At 72.8% G+C, this 16,545-nt stretch carries 16 protein-coding genes; 6 read left to right on the top strand and 10 right to left on the bottom strand.

What is annotated here, in order from left to right:
• Positions 1 to 406 precede the first annotated feature (406 nt).
• Positions 407 to 1,045: a TetR/AcrR family transcriptional regulator gene (locus AB0B39_RS30340; protein WP_039909051.1), complete on the top strand. Its 639-nt coding sequence runs from the start codon at positions 407 to 409 to the stop codon at positions 1,043 to 1,045.
• Positions 1,046 to 1,107: 62 nt separating this feature from the next.
• A complete protein-coding gene (locus AB0B39_RS30335) occupies positions 1,108 to 1,335 on the top strand; it encodes a DUF3107 domain-containing protein (RefSeq protein ID WP_030329796.1) in 228 nt (75 codons plus the stop codon).
• A gap of 76 nt (positions 1,336 to 1,411) precedes the next feature.
• On the opposite strand, the gene AB0B39_RS30330 is transcribed toward AB0B39_RS30335, so the two are convergent.
• On the bottom strand, positions 1,412 to 2,062 hold the full coding sequence (locus tag AB0B39_RS30330) for a ferritin-like fold-containing protein (protein WP_357576017.1): 651 nt from the start codon (positions 2,060 to 2,062) through the stop codon (positions 1,412 to 1,414).
• 317 nt (positions 2,063 to 2,379) lie between these two features.
• Between AB0B39_RS30330 and AB0B39_RS30325 the strand changes: the two genes are divergently transcribed.
• Entirely contained in the window at positions 2,380 to 4,065 is a 1,686-nt protein-coding gene (locus AB0B39_RS30325; RefSeq protein WP_357576016.1) for a DEAD/DEAH box helicase, read from the top strand.
• Between the two features lie 90 nt (positions 4,066 to 4,155).
• Positions 4,156 to 5,310, top strand: a complete 1,155-nt coding sequence (locus AB0B39_RS30320; RefSeq protein WP_357576015.1) for an SAM-dependent methyltransferase — start codon at positions 4,156 to 4,158, stop codon at positions 5,308 to 5,310.
• A gap of 137 nt (positions 5,311 to 5,447) precedes the next feature.
• On the opposite strand, the gene AB0B39_RS30315 is transcribed toward AB0B39_RS30320, so the two are convergent.
• Entirely contained in the window at positions 5,448 to 5,888 is a 441-nt protein-coding gene (locus AB0B39_RS30315; RefSeq protein ID WP_234591561.1) for a hypothetical protein, read from the bottom strand.
• Between the two features lie 240 nt (positions 5,889 to 6,128).
• On the opposite strand from AB0B39_RS30315, the gene AB0B39_RS30310 reads away from it, so the two are divergent.
• Entirely contained in the window at positions 6,129 to 6,545 is a 417-nt protein-coding gene (locus AB0B39_RS30310; protein WP_357494581.1) for a helix-turn-helix domain-containing protein, read from the top strand.
• A 141-nt stretch (positions 6,546 to 6,686) separates the two neighbouring features.
• On the opposite strand, the gene AB0B39_RS30305 is transcribed toward AB0B39_RS30310, so the two are convergent.
• The 4 genes from AB0B39_RS30305 to AB0B39_RS30290 all read right to left on the bottom strand — a co-directional run bounded on the left by AB0B39_RS30305 (position 6,687) and on the right by AB0B39_RS30290 (position 11,898).
• Positions 6,687 to 7,622, bottom strand: a complete 936-nt coding sequence (locus AB0B39_RS30305) for a hypothetical protein (RefSeq protein ID WP_357576014.1) — start codon at positions 7,620 to 7,622, stop codon at positions 6,687 to 6,689.
• Positions 7,615 to 7,845, bottom strand: coding sequence for a heavy metal-associated domain-containing protein (locus AB0B39_RS30300; RefSeq protein WP_234591564.1), 231 nt, complete (start codon positions 7,843 to 7,845; stop codon positions 7,615 to 7,617). The genes AB0B39_RS30305 and AB0B39_RS30300 overlap by 8 nt, the downstream gene beginning before the upstream one ends.
• A 133-nt stretch (positions 7,846 to 7,978) precedes the next feature.
• Complete coding sequence (locus AB0B39_RS30295) at positions 7,979 to 10,108, bottom strand: DEAD/DEAH box helicase (protein WP_357576013.1); 2,130 nt, start codon at positions 10,106 to 10,108, stop codon at positions 7,979 to 7,981.
• Between the two features lie 56 nt (positions 10,109 to 10,164).
• Entirely contained in the window at positions 10,165 to 11,898 is a 1,734-nt protein-coding gene (locus AB0B39_RS30290; protein WP_357576012.1) for a BTAD domain-containing putative transcriptional regulator, read from the bottom strand.
• A gap of 142 nt (positions 11,899 to 12,040) precedes the next feature.
• On the opposite strand from AB0B39_RS30290, the gene AB0B39_RS30285 reads away from it, so the two are divergent.
• Complete coding sequence (locus AB0B39_RS30285) at positions 12,041 to 12,859, top strand: hypothetical protein (RefSeq protein ID WP_357494589.1); 819 nt, start codon at positions 12,041 to 12,043, stop codon at positions 12,857 to 12,859.
• A 99-nt stretch (positions 12,860 to 12,958) separates the two neighbouring features.
• Here AB0B39_RS30285 and AB0B39_RS30280 read toward each other — a convergent pair whose 3' ends face one another.
• The 4 genes from AB0B39_RS30280 to AB0B39_RS30265 form a co-directional block, all read right to left on the bottom strand.
• The gene (locus AB0B39_RS30280) at positions 12,959 to 13,705 is read right to left on the bottom strand and encodes an SDR family oxidoreductase (protein WP_357494591.1); all 747 of its coding nucleotides are present in this window, start codon (positions 13,703 to 13,705) and stop codon (positions 12,959 to 12,961) included.
• Between the two features lie 98 nt (positions 13,706 to 13,803).
• On the bottom strand, positions 13,804 to 14,913 hold the full coding sequence (locus tag AB0B39_RS30275; RefSeq protein ID WP_357576011.1) for a branched-chain amino acid ABC transporter permease: 1,110 nt from the start codon (positions 14,911 to 14,913) through the stop codon (positions 13,804 to 13,806).
• Positions 14,910 to 15,800: a branched-chain amino acid ABC transporter permease gene (locus AB0B39_RS30270; protein WP_234582425.1), complete on the bottom strand. Its 891-nt coding sequence runs from the start codon at positions 15,798 to 15,800 to the stop codon at positions 14,910 to 14,912. The genes AB0B39_RS30275 and AB0B39_RS30270 overlap by 4 nt, the downstream gene beginning before the upstream one ends.
• Positions 15,797 to 16,519 (bottom strand): ABC transporter ATP-binding protein, encoded by a 723-nt coding sequence (locus AB0B39_RS30265; RefSeq protein ID WP_234582437.1) that lies wholly within the window; start codon positions 16,517 to 16,519, stop codon positions 15,797 to 15,799. The genes AB0B39_RS30270 and AB0B39_RS30265 overlap by 4 nt, the downstream gene beginning before the upstream one ends.
• Between the last annotated feature and the right edge of the window lie 26 nt (positions 16,520 to 16,545).

The raw sequence follows: 16,545 nt of genomic DNA, 5'->3' as shown, positions 1-16,545 counted from the left end.
GGCGCTCGGGGTCACCGGTCAGCCCGGGCAGAGGCGCCGGCAGGTCGCCGTGCCTCGTGGAGGAGGCACGCCAACCGGACGCGGGGGGCCGCTGCCACGGTGGTGCCTGCTCCCCGGCCGCCTCGCGCTCGGCAGACGGGGACCACCCGCCCGTCGAGGGCGCCCACCCGCTGCCGGAGCGGCCCGGGTCGTCGTGCTGACCCGTTCCGTCACCGTGCTCTCCCGGGGTGGCGGCTCCGGGTTGCCCTGTTTCACTCACCGCGCGCTCCTTGGTCGCCCTCGCTGAGGCTACCGTGTGGGGAGAGTGGCGATAAGTTACAGCGGCGGGCCATTTCCACGACGCGGTCGAGGGCCGCCCCGGTCTGGGGGGAAAATGCCGGCCCGTACGGAGAACTCGGAGGATCCCATGACCGCTGTGGGGAACGGCGCACAAACCGCTGGCAGGCCCACCCGCCTGCCCCGCTCCGCGCGCCGTAAGCAGCTGCTCGCGGCGGCGCAGGAGGTATTCGTCGCCCAGGGCTACCACGCCGCGGCGATGGACGACATCGCCGAGCGGGCCGGGGTTTCCAAGCCGGTGCTCTACCAACACTTCCCGGGAAAGATGGACCTCTACCTGGCCCTGTTGGACACGCACTGTGACGCCATCGTCGCTCAGGTGCACGAGGCGATGCGCGGCACCAGCGACAACAAGGAGCGGGTCAGCGCGTCGGTGCGCGCGTACTTCGACTTCGTTGATCACGAGAGCGAGGCGTTCCGCCTCGTCTTCGAATCGGACCTGCGCAACGACCCGGCGGTGCGGCAGCGGGTGGAGCGGGTCGAGCAGGGCTGCATCGCGGCGATCACCGACACCATCATCTCCGACACCGGCGTGAGCCGGTCGCACGCCGAGCTGCTCGCCTCCGGGCTGGTCGGCGCGGCGGAGACCGCCGCGCAGTTCTGGCTGGCCGGTGGCCGGCAGGTGCCGAAGGCGGAGGCCGAGGCTCTGGTGGCGGCGTTGTCCTGGCGGGGCATCGCGAGCTTCCCGCTGCAAGGTGAGTCAGCCTGACCGTCGACCCCGTGATCGGATAGCCTTCGCAGGGCGGTTATCGCCCCAGTTGAGGAGGCACAGTGGAGGTCAAGATCGGCGTGCAGTACGCGCCGCGCGAGCTGGTTCTGGACAGCGCGCAGTCGCCGGCCGAGATCGAGCAGATCGTGACCGACGCCTTCGCCGGCAACGGCGGCACGCTCTCCCTGACCGACGAGAAGGGCCGGCGGGTCATCGTTCCGGTCGAGAAGGTCGCCTACGTCGAGATCGCCGAGGCGTCCCCGCGAGCGGTCGGTTTCACCGTTCGCTGACCGGTCCGGCCGTCGCGGCAGGTCGGCGTTTGCAGGCCACCTGCCGCGGGCCGGTGCCGCACCCGACGGGTGACGGTCAGTTGTTCAGTCCGGCGACCGCCATCCGCGCGGTGTGGGCGGCGGTGAGCCTGGAGAACAATCCCGGCACGTCGACCCGGTCGCCCCGCGCGATCAGCGCGGTGAGTGCGGCCCGTTCGGCGGCGACGTGGCCGGCCTGCGACAACGCCTCGCCGACCAGCCGCCGGGCCCACATGGAGAGCCGACCGGCAACCCGGGGATCGGCGGCGACGGCCACCCGGATCTCGGCGACGGCGAACTCCGCGTACCGGGAGTCGTGCAGCACGTCCAGCACCAGCGCCCGGTCGGGCTCGTCCAGCGCGTCGGCGATCTCCCGGATGAAGTCGTCGGTGATCGCGTCCCCCACGTACGCCTTGGTGACCACCTCCGCCCAGTCCCGCGGCTCGGTGGAGTCGTGGTACGCCTGCAACGGCCGCACGTACGGCGTCATCGCCTCCTCCGGCGGCACACCCAGCGCGGTGAGCCGGTCGGCGAGCCGGCGGTAGTTGCCGATCTCGGCCGCAGCCATCTGGCTCAGCGCGGCGCGTCGATGCAGGTCGGGGGCGAGTCGCGCGTCGCCGGCCATGCGTTCGAAGGCGAGCAGCTCACCGAAGGCGACCAGGCCCAGCAGGTCGGCGACGGCGGGACCGGGGGTGGTCGGCGCGGACACGAGCGCAGGCTACCGTGCGGGGCCGGCGCCGGGTGGCCCGTGCGGGGCACGAACGAGCACCCGAGCAAGTGTGGTGCAGGTCACATTCGACCGCCCCGCGTGGCGGCTGGCCGACCGGGAATCGGGACGTGAGCTTGCCTGTTCAGGTAGCATAGAGCAGTTGCCGTGGGCGCCGATCTGATCGAAGCTCAGCCCGCGGCGCGCGTGCGGCCCGGTCCGGCTCGGCATTCTGCCGCCGACCGTGTGGCCCGCGTCATACCGAACGCGCCCTGAGGACGAGACGGGGCGCACCCACGAGAGGGCACCCCCACACCCACATGAGCGAGCTGACTCAAGATCTGATGGACGGCCAGGAACTGGCCCCCACCGCCCCGGTCCGACCCGAGGCTCCCACCTTCGCGGCCCTCGGCGCCCGCGAGGAAACCGTCGAGGCGCTGGCCGCCGCCGGCATCACCCGCGCGTTCGCCATCCAGGAGTACGCGATCCCGATCGCGCTGCGCGGCGTCGACCTGATCGGCCAGGCACCCACCGGCACCGGCAAGACCCTCGGCTTCGGCGTACCGCTGCTGGAGCGGGTCTTCGCACCGAGCGAGGGCAGCGACGGCGTCCCCCAGGCGCTGGTCGTCGTCCCCACCCGTGAGCTGGGCATCCAGGTCGCCAAGGATCTGGCCGCCGCCGGCCGGACGCGCGGCGTCCGGGTGCTGCCGATCTACGGTGGCGTGGCGTACGAGCCGCAGATCGACGCGCTGCGCAAGGGCGTCGAGATCCTGGTCGGCACCCCGGGCCGACTGATGGACCTGCAGAAGCAGAAGCACCTCCGCCTGGACCGGGTGCACGCGCTCGTCCTCGACGAGGCAGACCGGATGCTCGACCTGGGCTTCCTCGACGACGTCGAGAAGATCCTGGCGATGCTTCCGGAGGACCGGCAGACGATGCTGTTCTCGGCGACCATGCCGGACCCGATCGTCACCCTGTCCCGGCGGTTCCTGCGCCAGCCGATGACGATCCACGCCGGGCACACCGCCGAGACCGGGCCGTCGCCGCAGACCCAGCAGCTGGTCTACCGCACCCACTCGATGAACAAGGTCGAGGTGGTGGCGCGCATCCTCCAGGCCGAGGGGCGCGGGCTGACCATGATCTTCACCCGCACCAAGCGGGCCGCCGACCGGGTCGCCGAGGATCTCGACTTCCGCGGGTTCGCCGTCGCCGCGGTGCACGGTGACCTCGGCCAGGGCGCCCGTGAGCGGGCGCTGCGGGCGTTCCGCGCCGGCAAGATCGACATCCTGGTCGCCACCGACGTGGCGGCCCGTGGACTCGACGTCACAGGCGTCACCCACGTGATCAACTACGACTGCCCGGAAGACCAGGACACCTACACCCACCGCATCGGCCGTACCGGCCGGGCCGGGGCGACCGGCGTCGCGGTGACCTTCGTCGACTGGGACGACATGCCCCGCTGGCGGATCATCGACAAGACCCTCGGTCTGGAGATGCCCGAGCCGCCGGAGACGTACCACACGTCGCCGCACCTCTACACCGACCTGCACATCTCCACCGAGGTCAGCGGCACTCTGCCCACTGCCGAGCGCACCCGGGCCGGGCTGTCCGCCGAGATCGAAGAGGACCTGGGTGGGACGACCCGCTCCCGCCGGGGCGACAGCGGCGGCCGGGGCCCGCGACGCGGTGAGAGCCGCGGCGACGGCCGGGGTGAGCGCCGTGGCCGCGGCGACGGCCGCCGGGACCGCACCGACGCCGGCACGCCGGCTGCCGAGGCACCCACTGACACCGCCGGCGACGAAGCCGGCCGCACCCCGCGTCGCCGGCGTCGCCGCCGTGCAGGCGAGACGGTTGCGGGCGAGCCGACCGCGGTGATCTCGGCCGAGGCGGCACCGGCAGAGCCGGCCGCCGCCGTCGAGGGCGAGGCATCGAAGCCGCGCCGCCGCCGGCGCCGCCGTGGTGGCGGTTCCGGCGCGGGTACGCCGGCCGAGGCGACCGCGGACTGACGCAGCGAGATTCACCCGACATCCCCCGGCACCGCCTCAGCGCGGTACGGGGGATGTCGCCTTCCCACCCCACCTGCCGAAGATGGAACGATGCCGGAACCACTGGATGCCGCCCTGACCGAGGTTCGTGCACTGCTGCTCGACCCCGCGCTGACCCGTGCGGTGGCCGCCGGGCGCCGTCGGGGACACCGACCCACTGTCGTGCGGGCCGAACTGCGTCCGGTGACGCTCAAGGCCGGCCCGCGGTTGCAGATCGCCACGTCCGACGGCGCGCGCCCGCACACCCGCAACGTCGCCCCCGGTCCCGAGGCCGCCGTAGCGGTCGACGAACTCCTGGCCGAGCCCTTCGGCAACTGGCACGTGGAGACGGCCGACGCGACCCTCCAACTGCGGGTGACCAAGTCCGGTGAGGCGCAGGTGCACCGGGCCGCGGCGACGCGACCGGCGGCGACGCCGAGTGGCAACGACCGGGCCAAGGAGTACCTGCTCGACCCGGGCGACCCGATCTTCGCGGAGATCGGCGGCTCGGCGGCCAAGCGCCGCCAGGTCGACGCGTTCCTGCGCGCCCTGGCCGCGACCCTGCCCGCCGATCTGACCGGCCCGCTGCGGGTGGTCGATCTGGGCTGTGGCAACGCCTACCTGACCTTCGCCGCGTACCGCTACCTCGCCAACCGTGGTCTCGACGTCGAGCTGATCGGCGTGGACGTCCGGGAGGACCAGCGACGACGTAACACCGAGCTGGCGCAACGACTGGGCTGGGCCGACAAGGTCAGCTTCGTCGCGGGCACGATCGCCGAGGCGGTTGTCGACCCCGCCCCGGATCTGGTGCTGGCGCTGCACGCCTGCGACACCGCCACCGACGAGGCGCTGGCCCGCGCGGTGCGCTGGGAGGCCCGCTGGGTGCTCGCCGCGCCGTGCTGTCACCACGACCTGGCCAAGCAGCTACGCGCCCAGCCGACCCCCGCACCGTACGAGCTGCTGACCCGGCAGGGCATCCTGCGCGAACGCTTCGCCGACGTGCTCACCGATGCGCTGCGCGCGGGGCTGTTGCGGGTGCACGGGTACCGGGCCGAGGTGGTCGAGTTCGTCGACTCCCAGCACACGCCCCGCAACCTGCTGATCCGAGCCCGTCGTAGCGGCAGCGGCGACCCCCGAGCGGCGGAGTACCGCGAACTCGTCGACCAGTGGCGGGTCACACCCCGGCTGGAGACCCTGCTCGCCGCCGACGAACCGCCCGCCGTCTAGGGGACCCGACGCCTGACCGGCGGTACGCCGACACAGTCACCGCCGCGCCGGCGCCTGCGGTCGCCGCCGGTCCGGTCTCAGCGTCGGCGACCGCCGTTGCCGCGATCTCAGCGTCGGCGGTCGCCGTTGACCCGGTCTCAGCGTCGGCGGTCGCCGTTGCCGCGGTCTCGCCCGCCGGAGCGGTCGAAGACCGACACCCGGTCCCCGCTGTGGCGCAGGGCCGAGCGGTCGTCCTCACCGGCGCTGCTCGGGAAGGGCACCACCTTTCCCGAACTCTCGGCGTTGCCGGCGGCCGTGAACGCGTTCCAGGAGATGTCGACGAGCAGCTTCTTCGTCTCGGCGTGCCGGATGGCGGCGTTGCGTTGCAGCGCCATCCGGGCACCCAGCACCACCGCGGCCAGCGTGGTGGTGATCGCGCCGGTGGCGGCCAGCACGTCGAGACCGGTCGCCGCGTTGGTGCGGAGCACCAGGACCAGCAGCCAGATCCAGAACCCGGCGGCGAAGACGCCGGCCTTGGCGACGAAGAAGAGGCTCACCGCACCGGGCTGGTACGGCAGCGGACGGCTCGATTCGGCCATGGTGCTCCTCGGCGGTGGTCCGGGCGATCGGCGGCACGCGCGCATGCGCCGTGCCGGGACGGGCACCGAGCTTAGTGGAAGAGCGACGATGATCGCTGGGTGCCGGCACGAATACTGCCCGACGCGGAGTCTCATCGGTGGGACAGTTTGTGCGGTCAGTCAGTGGTTTCCGGTCCCGGGCGTACTACGCTCGGAAGGCGCATCTTCCCAGTGCTCGGCCGGGAGGGAAAGACATACCGGATGGGTTCCGCAGACGTGTCACCGCAGATGGCGTTCGCCCGCTTCGTCCGGCGTGCCATCGACGACGCTCGCGACGAGCGCGGATGGACAGTGACCGATCTTGCCTCGCACACGGGCGTGGGCCGTTCCACCGTGTTCCGTTGGCTCGCCGGTGACTGGCAGGATTACCCCGAGTTGGCCAAGGTGCGCGGCTTCTGCGCCGCACTGGATCTGCCGGTGGCTGCCGCGTTCCGCGCGCTCGGGCTGCCGGACGCGGGGTCGGCGCCGCGGCGCCGCAGCGATGACGGCCCGGTCGAGGCCGACGTCCGGGCCATCCTCGATCGCCTGGCCGATCCCACCGTCCCAGCCGAGGAGAAGCACCACATCCGCGACCTCCTCCGCTACCTGGCCCGCCGCCCAACCCGCCGAGCCGGCTAACCCCAACCCCAACCCCAACCACGGGTTGATCATGAAGTTATTGCCGCGACACGCCCGCGCGAGTGGCAATAACTTCATGATCAACCCGGGTGGGCGGGCCGGGTGGGGGCCGGGGGGCGCGGGCCGGGGCGCGGGCCGGGGTCAGGGGACCGTTACGGTGAACTCGGCGGTGTGGACCTTGTCGGCTACCTGGAAGTCGAGGTAGAGGCGGTAACGGCCCGGGCCCGGGGTGGTCAGCCAGAACTTCACCTGGCCGTCGGCCAGCTCCGGTTCGGGGTGCACGTGCAGGTAGCCCAGGTCGCCCTCGCGCAGCGCCACCAGGTGACCGTACGCCCCGAGGTAGCGCTCCAGCACCGCGTCGCCGTCCACACCGTCGATCCGGAAGGTCAGCGGCACCGTGACACCGACCTGCGGGCTGCCCTGGTAGACGACGGTGAACCCGTCCACAGTCGTCGAGGTCGCCGGGGCGGGCAGCGGACGCGGCTCGTACGTGCCCGGCACGACCAGGTCCACGCCGAGGGTCAGCGCGCTCTGGCCGCCGTTGTCGGCAACCACGGTGAAGTCGGCATACGCCCGCCAGACGCCGGGCTGCGCGAGGGTCACCGGCACCGTCCAGGTGCCGTCCGCCGCCATGGTCGGGTGCAGGTGCTGGTAGCCCGTCAGGTCCCGACGGACCACGATGAGGTGCATCGGCTTGTCGTGCACGACGGCGAAGCGGGTGACCGGACGGCGTTGCGCGTCGCGCACCTGAAAGCGCAACTGCCCGGGGCGGCCGGCCGGAAACTCGGTGGCCAGGGGGACGAGCGTGTATCCGGCCGAGCTGACCGACAGACCGCCGGGCTCGGCGGCCGCGCCCTGGTCGGCGCCGGTCATGGACCCGTGGTCGTGGGCCCCGGTGCCCGGCGGGTGGGTGTGGTCGGCGGTCAGCGCCGCGGGGCTGCCGCCACCGGTGGCGGTGGCGGTGCCGTTCATGCGACCGAGGCCGAACCCGAGCAGCACGGCGAGCACCAGCCCGCCGACCACGAGCGCCAGCCGGACCGTGCTCCGGTCCGGCGCGGCGGGGGCCTGCTCAGGCACCGCCAGCGTCCAGCACGTAACCGGCCTCGTCGACGGCCGCCCGCACCGACTCGTCGGGCAGCGGGCTGTCGCTGGTCACCGTGGCGGTGCCGGAGGCCAGGTCGACCTGGACCTGCCGCACACCGGGCAGCGCCGACAGCTCGTCGGTGACCGCACGCACGCAGTGCTCGCAGGTCATGCCGGTGACGGCGTACGCGCGGGTCACGTGCTGCTGATCGGTCATGCCGCCACCGTACCGCCGCGCCCGGCCAGCCCTGGCCGACGCCGGGGCGGCGTGGCGACCGTCGCAATCCGCGCGACCCGGGAACTTTCCGCCCCGCAGCCGTCCACGGACCTCCGCGATCGCGAACGGCGGCTCAGCCGGCCACGGCCAGAGCGAGCGGGAGCACGTCGGGAGCACCGGCCCGCCGCAGCGCGCGGGTCACCATGGTCATCGTCCAACCGGAGTCGACCAGGTCGTCGACGAGCAGCACCGGCCCCTCCAGCGCGGCCAGGGCGTCGGCCAGGTCGGCCGGCACGGCGAAGGCGTCGTGCAGGGCGCGTACCCGCTGGGCGCTGTTGCCACGCGGCCCGCCGGGGCCGTCCGGACCGGTCGGGGTGACCGCGCCGAGCAGTGGCAGCCGGCCCACGGCGGCGATCCGCTCGGCCAGCGAGCCGACCAGCCGGGGCCGCCGGCGGGAGCCCACCGCGACCACGCCGACCGGGCGGCGGGGCCACGGGTCGTCGCCGTGCGCCCACGCCTTGAGCACCTCGACCACAGCGCCGGCGACGTCGTCGGGCACCGGCACGTCGGGCGCCTCCGGGCCGACCAACTCCCGCAGCCGGCCACCCCAGCCCAGGTCGGAGAGGCGCCCGACGGCACGGCCGGGCAGCGCCTGCTCCGCGGGGGCGATCCGGCCCTTGAGCGGTACGCCCACCGCGTCCAGCCCGGTCGGCCAGAGCTTCTTCGGGGCGATCTCCACGCCGGGGCGACCCAGGAAGGTCTGCGCTGCGGCGAGCGCCGCCGTCGACACGTCGGCGGCGAAGAGCGGGTCAGCGCACCTGTCGCACCGGCCGCAGTCGGTCGCCTCGGTGTCGTCCAGGCGTTCCCGTAGATACCGCATCCGGCAGTCGGACGTGGTCGCGTACTCCCGCATGGCCTGTTGCTCGACGGTGCGCGCCTCGGCGACGCGGCGCAACCGGGCCTCGTCATAGACCCACGGCTCGCCGGTGGCGAGCCAGCCACCGCGCACCCGACGGACCGCGCCGTCCACGTCGAGGACCTTGAGCATCAACTCCAGGCGGGCCCGGCGCAGGTCGACGAGGGGTTCGAGGGCCTGGGTGGAGAGCGGACGGTCGGTGTGCAGGGCGGCCAGCACGGCCCGGACCTGCTGGTCGGGCGGGAACGCCAACGAGGCGAAGTACCGCCAGATCGCGGCGTCCTCGACGCCGGGCAGCAGCAGCACCTCGGCGTGCTCGACGGCGCGGCCGGCGCGGCCGACCTGCTGGTAGTACGCGATCGGCGAGGGTGGTGCGCCGAGGTGAACGACGAAGCCCAGGTCGGGCTTGTCGAAGCCCATGCCGAGGGCGCTGGTGGCGACCAACGCCTTGATCTTGTTGTCGAGCAGGTCCTGTTCGGCGGCCCGCCGGTCGGCGTCGTCGGACTGCCCGCTGTACGAGGCGACCGGATAGCCCCGGGAGCGCAGGAACTCGGCCGTCTCCCCCGCTGCCGCGACGGTGAGCGTGTAGACGATGCCGGACCCGGGCAGCTCGTCCAGGTGGTCGGCGAGCCAGGCCAGCCGGTGCGACGGGCTGGGCAGATCGAGGACGCCGAGCCGCAGCGACTCGCGGTCCAGCGTGCCGCGCAGGACGAGCGCGTCACCCAACTGCTCGGCCACGTCCTGGGTGACCCGGGCGTTGGCGGTGGCGGTGGTGGCCAGCACGGGCGTGCGCTCCGGCAGGTTGGCGAGGAAGGTGCGCAGCCGCCGGTAGTCCGGCCGGAAGTCGTGCCCCCAGTCGGAGACGCAGTGCGCCTCGTCGACCACCAGCAGCCCGGTGGTCGCGGCCAGCTTCGGCAGCACGCCGTCGCGGAAGTCCGGGTTGTTGAGCCGCTCCGGGCTGATCAACAGCACATCCACGGCACCGGCCTGGATCTCGGCGGTGATCTCGTCCCACTCGTCGAGGTTGGCCGAGTTGATCGTGCGAGCCCGGATGCCGGCCCGCGCGGCGGCCTCCACCTGGTTGCGCATGAGCGCCAGCAGCGGCGACACGATGACGGTGGGGCCGGCCTGGTCGCCCTGCCCACTGTCGCGCAGCAGGGCGGTGGCCACGAAGTAGACGGCGGACTTGCCCCAACCGGTGCGCTGCACGCAGAGCACCCGCCGCCGGTCGACGACCAACGCCTCGATGGCCCGCCACTGATCCTCGCGCAGTCGGGCGTGCTCACCGGCCAGCCGGCGCAGCACCGCCTCGGCCCGCTCCCGTACCGCCGCCCGTTCGTCGCCCATCCGGCATTTCTACCAGCGCCGTCCGTCAGAACCCCGGGCCGCGCGGGAGGCGCCGGTCACGATCCGCGCGTTCGCGCCTCGTCGGGTCGGGACGCCGGGGGCAGGAAGAGCAACAGGTCGCGCAGGGGCTCGGTCGCACTCGGAGGCAGCAGGCAGCGCGCCGCAAGCTCTTCCATCGAGGCGTACGGGCCGCGCAGCCAGCGGTCCACCACGATCTGCCGGCCCTGCTCGCTCGTCAGGCCGGGCAGGGCCGTGAGCACCTGCTCCGGGACCGCGTTGACGTCGACCAGTCCACCGTCGTCGAAGGTGCCGGGTAGGTCGGGCCGGCCAAGTCCCAGCTCGGCCCGGGCGGCCGGGTAGTGGTAGAGCAGGTAGCGGGCGTGCTCCCGCCGGATGCGCCGCTCCTCGTCGGCGCGACCCCGGGCGCTGTCCGGTCTGCCGGTGATCGCCTCCCAGAGTCCACGGCTGAGCAGGACCACATGCACCGCCCCGGCGAGCCAGGTGATGAGGGCCAGGCCGAGGAAGGTCACCGCCTCCGGCCCGGGCACCTCGGCGTCCGGATTCTCGATGTCGAGCATCGTCACCTCGACGACGAGCAGCGCGAGGTAGCCCACGCCCGCGACCGCGAGGCGCCAGCTCCGGCGCCAACCCGCGTAGGCCAGGATCACCAGCCAGGTCAGGCAACCGAACGAGAGCAGGACGAGCACCGTACCGAGGATCGTGACGGTCCTGCTCGCCCAGCGCGGCGCCTGCCGCCGCGGAGGTTTCGTGCCGCTCGCCGGGGGCGGCGAGTACGGAGGCGGCGGCAGGGGCGGCGGCGGCGAGAACGGGGGCGGCGCTGACACGACGGCCGGCGCCGCCGGTCCCGGTTGGGTGGGGATGAGACCGGCGGGTGCGACCACCGGCCGCGGTGTCTCCGGTTCGGGCGCCGTGGCGACCACCGGCCGCGGTGTCTCCGGGTCGGGCGTCGTGGCGGCCACCGGCGGCGGTGTCTCCGGTTCGGTGGAGGGCTTCGCCACCGACAGGGTCGGATCGGAGCGCAGGATGCGCCGGTGGAGTTCCTGCAACACCTCGCCCGGCTCGATGCCGTACTCCTCGCGGAGCAGGTCGCCGAACTCCCGGTAGGCGGCGAGCGCCTCCGCCTGCCGCCCGCTGCGATAGAGCGCGAGCATGAGCTGGTGTCGCAGCCGTTCCCGGACCGGGAACTCGGCCACCAGCTCCACCAGCTCGCCGACCGTCTCGCGGTGCCGGCCGAGGTCCAGCGTCAGCTCAGCCCGGGTCTCCAACGCGACGGCCCGCAACTCCACCAGCCGCTGCCGGGCCGCCTCGAAGATCGGTCCGGTGAAGCCGGTGAACGGCTCCCCCTGCCACAGGTCCAGGGCGGTGGCCAGCTCACTCAGCGCCTGCTCGGTACTCCCGGCCGCATGCCGCTGCCGGGCCGCCTGCACGCCCCGTTCGAAGCGGACCGCGTCCACCGCCTCGGGGTTCACCCGCAGCAGATAGCCGGCGTCGGTCAGGCTGAGCACCTGTCCCGGCGTACGCGGCGACCGGTCCGGTTCCAGCACCCGACGCAGTCCGGCCACGTACTTCTGCACGACGTTGGGGCCGTTCGCGGGTGGCTCCTCCGGCCAGACCGCGTCGACGATCTGCCCCGTGGACACCGGGCGACCGGCGGAGAGCAGCAGTACGGCGAGCACCGCGCGCTGCTTGCCCGGACCGAGGTCGATCTCCCGGTCGGCGTACCAGGCCCGCTGAGGCCCGAGAATCTCGAAACGCAGTTGGCCTGACATGCGAGTTTCCGCTCCTGACACCCCCGGGACAGCCGGACGGCAGTGCCCGGCAGCCGGACGGCAGCATATCGGCAGCCGAACCGCCGTGCCGGCCGGCAGCATCGTCGTCGGCAGAAGCCAGGCAGCGAGAAAGAGAAGTGCGATGACACAGGCAACGGGCACCGCCGGCACCATCCGACGGACGGTCTTCACGGCCGCCGCCGTGCTGGCCTCGACCACCCTGCTCGCGGGTTGCGGGTCGAAGAGCGAACCGGCCGCGGCGCCACCGAGCAGCCCGTCCGCCAGCCCGAGCGTCAGCCCGAAGGAGGCGCTCCTCGACGCCGTCCCGGACGGCACCGAGGGGGCGTTCCGGTTCAGCGGCAAGGACGCGTCGAGCACTATCGACGGCCGGATCGACCCGGCGGCGAAGGCATTCGAACTCAACATGGTCATGCCGCCCGACGACGGCATCGTGGTGAAGATGTCGTTCCTGGTGATCGAGGACCAGAACTGGGTGAAGGCGAAGTTCAGCGGCCGTCCCGGACTGCCGAAGTTCCCCGACAAGTGGATGAAGCTCGACCCCACGAAGCTGACCGACGCCGCGAGCATCCCGACGTACGACGGCGTGGACCAGGGCAACGCCGGTCCGCTGATCCAGGCCGCCACCTCGGTCGAGGAGAAGAGCCCCGGTCAGTACGCCGGGTTCATCGACGTGAGCGACACGGAGGCGGCGAAGGCGCTGGAGGAGGGCGAGGCGGCGGCCCTCGGGGAGGCCGCCAAGAAGGTGCCGTTCACCGCTGTCGTCGGCGCGGACAAGCACCTGGCCTCGCTGACGTTGAAGATGCCGGCAGCCGGCAAGGCGAAGGCGTACGACTACGTCGTGAAGTACGCCGACTACGGCAGCGCGCCGAAGATCAGCGCGCCGACCGGCGCCGCCGCCACGAAGGCGCCGGCGGGGGCGTACGAGCTGCTGAACGGCTGATCAACGACACAGAGGGCGGCGGCCACACGGGGGGCCGCCGCCCTGTCGTCGTGCGCGGACGGTGGCGTGCTCGGTGCGCTGCGGATCGGCGTGGCGTGCTCAGCGGCCGAGGACCGAGCCGCCGTTGACGCCGAGGACCTGGCCGGTCACGTAGCCGGCAGCCGGGCTGGCGAGATAGCGGACCGCCTCGGCGATGTCGTCCGGCAGTCCGGGACGCTTGACGAGGGTCTCCGCGACCCGCTTCGCGTACCCCTCGGGTGTCATCCGGTCGCCGAAGAACTCGGTCTCGGCGACGTAGCCGGGGCTCACCACGTTGACCGTGATCTGCTCCGGGCCGAGCTGCGCCGCCAGGGTGTACGCCCAACCGTGCAGGGCCGCCTTCGCCGCCGCGTACGCGTCAGCGCCGCCCCGCTGCGCGGCGATCGAACTGACCATGATCACCCGACCGCCGGGCCGACGCAGCGCCGGCCGCAGCGCCTCGGTCAGCAGCACTGCGGTGAGCACGTTGGCGTCGAGGTTGGCCCGCCAGTGCGCGGCGGTGCCGGCCAGCGTGTCGGTGTCCCCGGCCAGGTAACCGCCCGCGTTGTTGACCACCACGTCGACCGGCCGGTCACCGAGCGCCGCGAGGACCGCGTCGAGCTGCCCAGGATCGGTCAGGTCCGCCGTCACGGCGGTGACGGCGTCCGGCCGACCGCAGTCGGCGGAGATCCGGTCGGCGGCAGCAGTCAACACGTCCACCCGCCGCCCGACGATCAGCACGTCGTACCCATCCCGGGCAAGCGCCCCCGCGACGGCCGCCCCGATCCCGGTCCCACCCCCACTGACAACCGCAACCCGCTGTCCCACCTGACTGCCTCCCCATCCGCAGAACCCCGTCGATCATGAAGTTATCGCCACCCGCGACGGCGTGTCGTGGCAATAACTTCATGATCAACGGGGTGGGTTCACCTGCGGGGGGACGGGCGGAGGGATCTGGTCAGGGCGGTGAGGCGGGGGGCGAGGCTGGTCATGCCTCCGGGGAAGAAGTACACGGCCAGGATGAAGACCGTGCCCAGGACGAACAGGGGCTGGCTCAGCGGGTGGCTGAGGACGGCCGGCAGGTTGTCGACCGCGTCGCTCGTGCCGAACGCGGTGAGCCGGTGGTCCAGGTACATGTAGAGGACGCCGCCGAGCACCGGCCCCCACCGGGTGCCCGGCCCACCGAGCACCACCATGACCAGCAGCGACAGGGTCAGCTCGGAGGACGTGATGTGCGGTGACGCACCGCCGACGATCAGGACGTAGACCACCCCACCCGCCGAGGCCAGCCCGCCGGCCAGGGTGAACGCCACCAGCTTGTAGCGGTACGGGTCCAGCCCGAGCACACCGATCCGCCGCTCGTCGTCGCGCAGCCCGGCGAGCACCCGCCCGGTCGGCGACCCGCTGACCCGGTGCACGACGAACACCACAAGGGTCAGGTACGCCAACGCCAACCAGTACAGGTTGACCGTGTTGGTCACCCCCACCAGCCCGGCGGGCAGCCCGGACACGTCCAGCGGCAGACCCTCCTCGCCGCCGGTCAGCCCACCGAAGTCCCGGGCCACCAGGATCGCGCCGACCTGCGCGAAGGCCAGGGTGACCATGGCGAACGCGATGCCCACGGTCCGCAGCGCCACAGCGCCGAGCAGCGCCGCGAGGATCGTGCCGCCGGTGACGGTCAGCAGCGCCGCCTGCCACAGCGGCAGTCCGGCCCGGGTGACGAGGATGTCGGTGCCGTAGACACCTGCGGCGAAGTACAGCGCGTGCCCGAAGGAGAGCATCCCGGTCCGGCCGAAGAGCAGGTCGTACCCGGCCGCCAGCCCGCCGAAGATCAGGCAGATGGCGAGCAGTTGCAGGGTGCCGGGCGAGTTGACCGGCCCCTCGAAGATCCCCGGCAGGGAGATCGTCGAGTACGGCAGGATCGCCATCACGACCAGCGCGACCAGTGGCAGGAACGGGAGGACCCGGTGCCACCGCCCTCGCTGCGGGGTCAGTTCGTCGGGTACCTGCGCGGGAGGCGCGTCGATCACCGTCATGCCGTTGCCACCTTTCCGGCGATGCCCTGCGGGCGCAGCAGCAGCACCACGGCCAGCAGGCCGACCACGCAGATGTCGCCCAGCCCGGACGTGCCGTAGTAGTTGACGAACTGCTGCACCAGCCCGACCACGACCGCCGCGTACGCGGAGCCGACCACCGAGCCCATCCCGCCGATCACCACCACGATGAACGCGAAGATCAGCAGCGAGCCGCCCTGTCCGGGCGAGACGGTGCCGAAGTAGACGCCGCCGAGCGCGCCGGCGAGCGCGGCAGCGGCCCCGCCGATCGCGAAGACCAGGGTGAACGCCTTGCGCACGTCGATGCCGAGCGCGGTGACCATCTCCCGGTTCTCCACTCCGGCCCGGATCACCAGGCCATAGCGGGTCCAGCGCAGGAACGCCAGGATCGCGCCGAGCACCAGCACCGCCGCGACGATCAGCAGCAGGCCACCGTTGGGCACCTGCGCGCCGAGGATCCCGGTCACCTGCCGGGTCCAGTCGGGGCGCGGGAACGGTCGGGCGTCCGCACCCCAGGTGGCCTGGAGCAGCGCCACCCCGGCCAGCGACAGCCCGACGGTGACCAGCACCTGCTCGATGGTGCGCGAGTAGAGCGGGCGGATCAGCACCAGCTCGACCAGGATCGCCACCAGTGTGCCGGCGGCCACCCCGAAGGCGACAGCGAACACGAAGCCGAACCCGTCCGGGCCGGCGCCCGGCAGGTTGCCCGCCGCCCACCAGGTGCCGTACGCGCCGACGCCCAGGAACAGCCCGTGCGCGAAGTTGAGCACGTCGGCCAGGCCGAAGACCAGGGACAGGCCGGACGCGACCAGGAAGTACAGCGCCGCCAGGCCCAGCCCGGTCAACGTCAACAGGATCACCGTGCTCATGCCCTGACCTCCGCGCCCACACCCAGCAGCGACTTCGTCAGCGCGGTCTCCAGCAGCAGGTCCTGCGCGTTGCCGGTCCAGGCGACCCGGCCGGCGGAGAGCACCACCGCGTCGCGGGCCAGCCGGCGTACGACCGCCAGGTTCTGCTCCACGAGCAGCACCGGCACCGACTCCGCGACCCGTTCCAACACCTCGGCCACCTCGGTCACCACCTTCGGCGCCAACCCCTTGGTCGGCTCGTCGACCAGCAGCAGCCGGTTGTCGTTGAGCAGCACCCGCCCGATCGCGAGCATCTGCTGCTGCCCGCCGGAGAGCGAACCCGCCCGTTGGCGTCCGCGCCGGTCCAGCTCCGGAAAGAGCGCGAAGACCTTGTCGTACGCCGGAGTGGTGCCCCGCCGCTCGGCGAGCCGCAGGTTCTCGGCGACGGTGAGGCCGGCGAACACGCAGCGGTCCTCGGGCACGTAGCCGAGCCCACCGCGGACCAGCCGGTGCGTGGGCCGGGCCAGCAGACTCTGCGCGCCCATCCGGATCGTGCCGCGGACCTCGCCGGCGGGCGGGGTGAGACCGACGATCGCGCGCAACGTGGTGGTCTTGCCGACCCCGTTGCGGCCGAGCAGGACTGTCACCCCGGTCGGGGCGACGGTGAAGGACACGCCCTGGAGGATGTGCAGCCCGGAGATCCGGACCGACAGGTCCTCCACGGTGAGAATCGGTTCCAGCTGAGCCGCTTCCGTTCGCGACTGCG

The sequence above is a fragment of the Micromonospora sp. NPDC049114 genome (assembly GCF_040648635.1).
In the GTDB taxonomy this organism is placed as follows: Bacteria; Actinomycetota; Actinomycetes; order Mycobacteriales; family Micromonosporaceae; genus Micromonospora.
The sequence above is the reverse complement of the archived record's forward strand: the minus strand, read 5'-3'. Positions and strand labels throughout refer to the sequence as shown.

What these genes read in the sequence shown, in the direction of transcription:
- AB0B39_RS30275 (WP_357576011.1), bottom strand. Translation starts at nt 14,913, where the DNA reads ATGACGGTGATCGACGCGCCTCCCGCGCAGGTACCCGACGAACTGACC.
- AB0B39_RS30310 (WP_357494581.1), top strand. Translation starts at nt 6,129, where the DNA reads ATGGGTTCCGCAGACGTGTCACCGCAGATGGCGTTCGCCCGCTTCGTC.
- AB0B39_RS30285 (WP_357494589.1), top strand. Translation starts at nt 12,041, where the DNA reads ATGACACAGGCAACGGGCACCGCCGGCACCATCCGACGGACGGTCTTC.
- AB0B39_RS30300 (WP_234591564.1), bottom strand. Translation starts at nt 7,845, where the DNA reads ATGACCGATCAGCAGCACGTGACCCGCGCGTACGCCGTCACCGGCATG.
- AB0B39_RS30325 (WP_357576016.1), top strand. Translation starts at nt 2,380, where the DNA reads ATGAGCGAGCTGACTCAAGATCTGATGGACGGCCAGGAACTGGCCCCC.
- AB0B39_RS30320 (WP_357576015.1), top strand. Translation starts at nt 4,156, where the DNA reads ATGCCGGAACCACTGGATGCCGCCCTGACCGAGGTTCGTGCACTGCTG.
- AB0B39_RS30295 (WP_357576013.1), bottom strand. Translation starts at nt 10,108, where the DNA reads ATGGGCGACGAACGGGCGGCGGTACGGGAGCGGGCCGAGGCGGTGCTG.
- AB0B39_RS30290 (WP_357576012.1), bottom strand. Translation starts at nt 11,898, where the DNA reads ATGTCAGGCCAACTGCGTTTCGAGATTCTCGGGCCTCAGCGGGCCTGG.
- AB0B39_RS30315 (WP_234591561.1), bottom strand. Translation starts at nt 5,888, where the DNA reads ATGGCCGAATCGAGCCGTCCGCTGCCGTACCAGCCCGGTGCGGTGAGC.
- AB0B39_RS30270 (WP_234582425.1), bottom strand. Translation starts at nt 15,800, where the DNA reads ATGAGCACGGTGATCCTGTTGACGTTGACCGGGCTGGGCCTGGCGGCG.
- AB0B39_RS30340 (WP_039909051.1), top strand. Translation starts at nt 407, where the DNA reads ATGACCGCTGTGGGGAACGGCGCACAAACCGCTGGCAGGCCCACCCGC.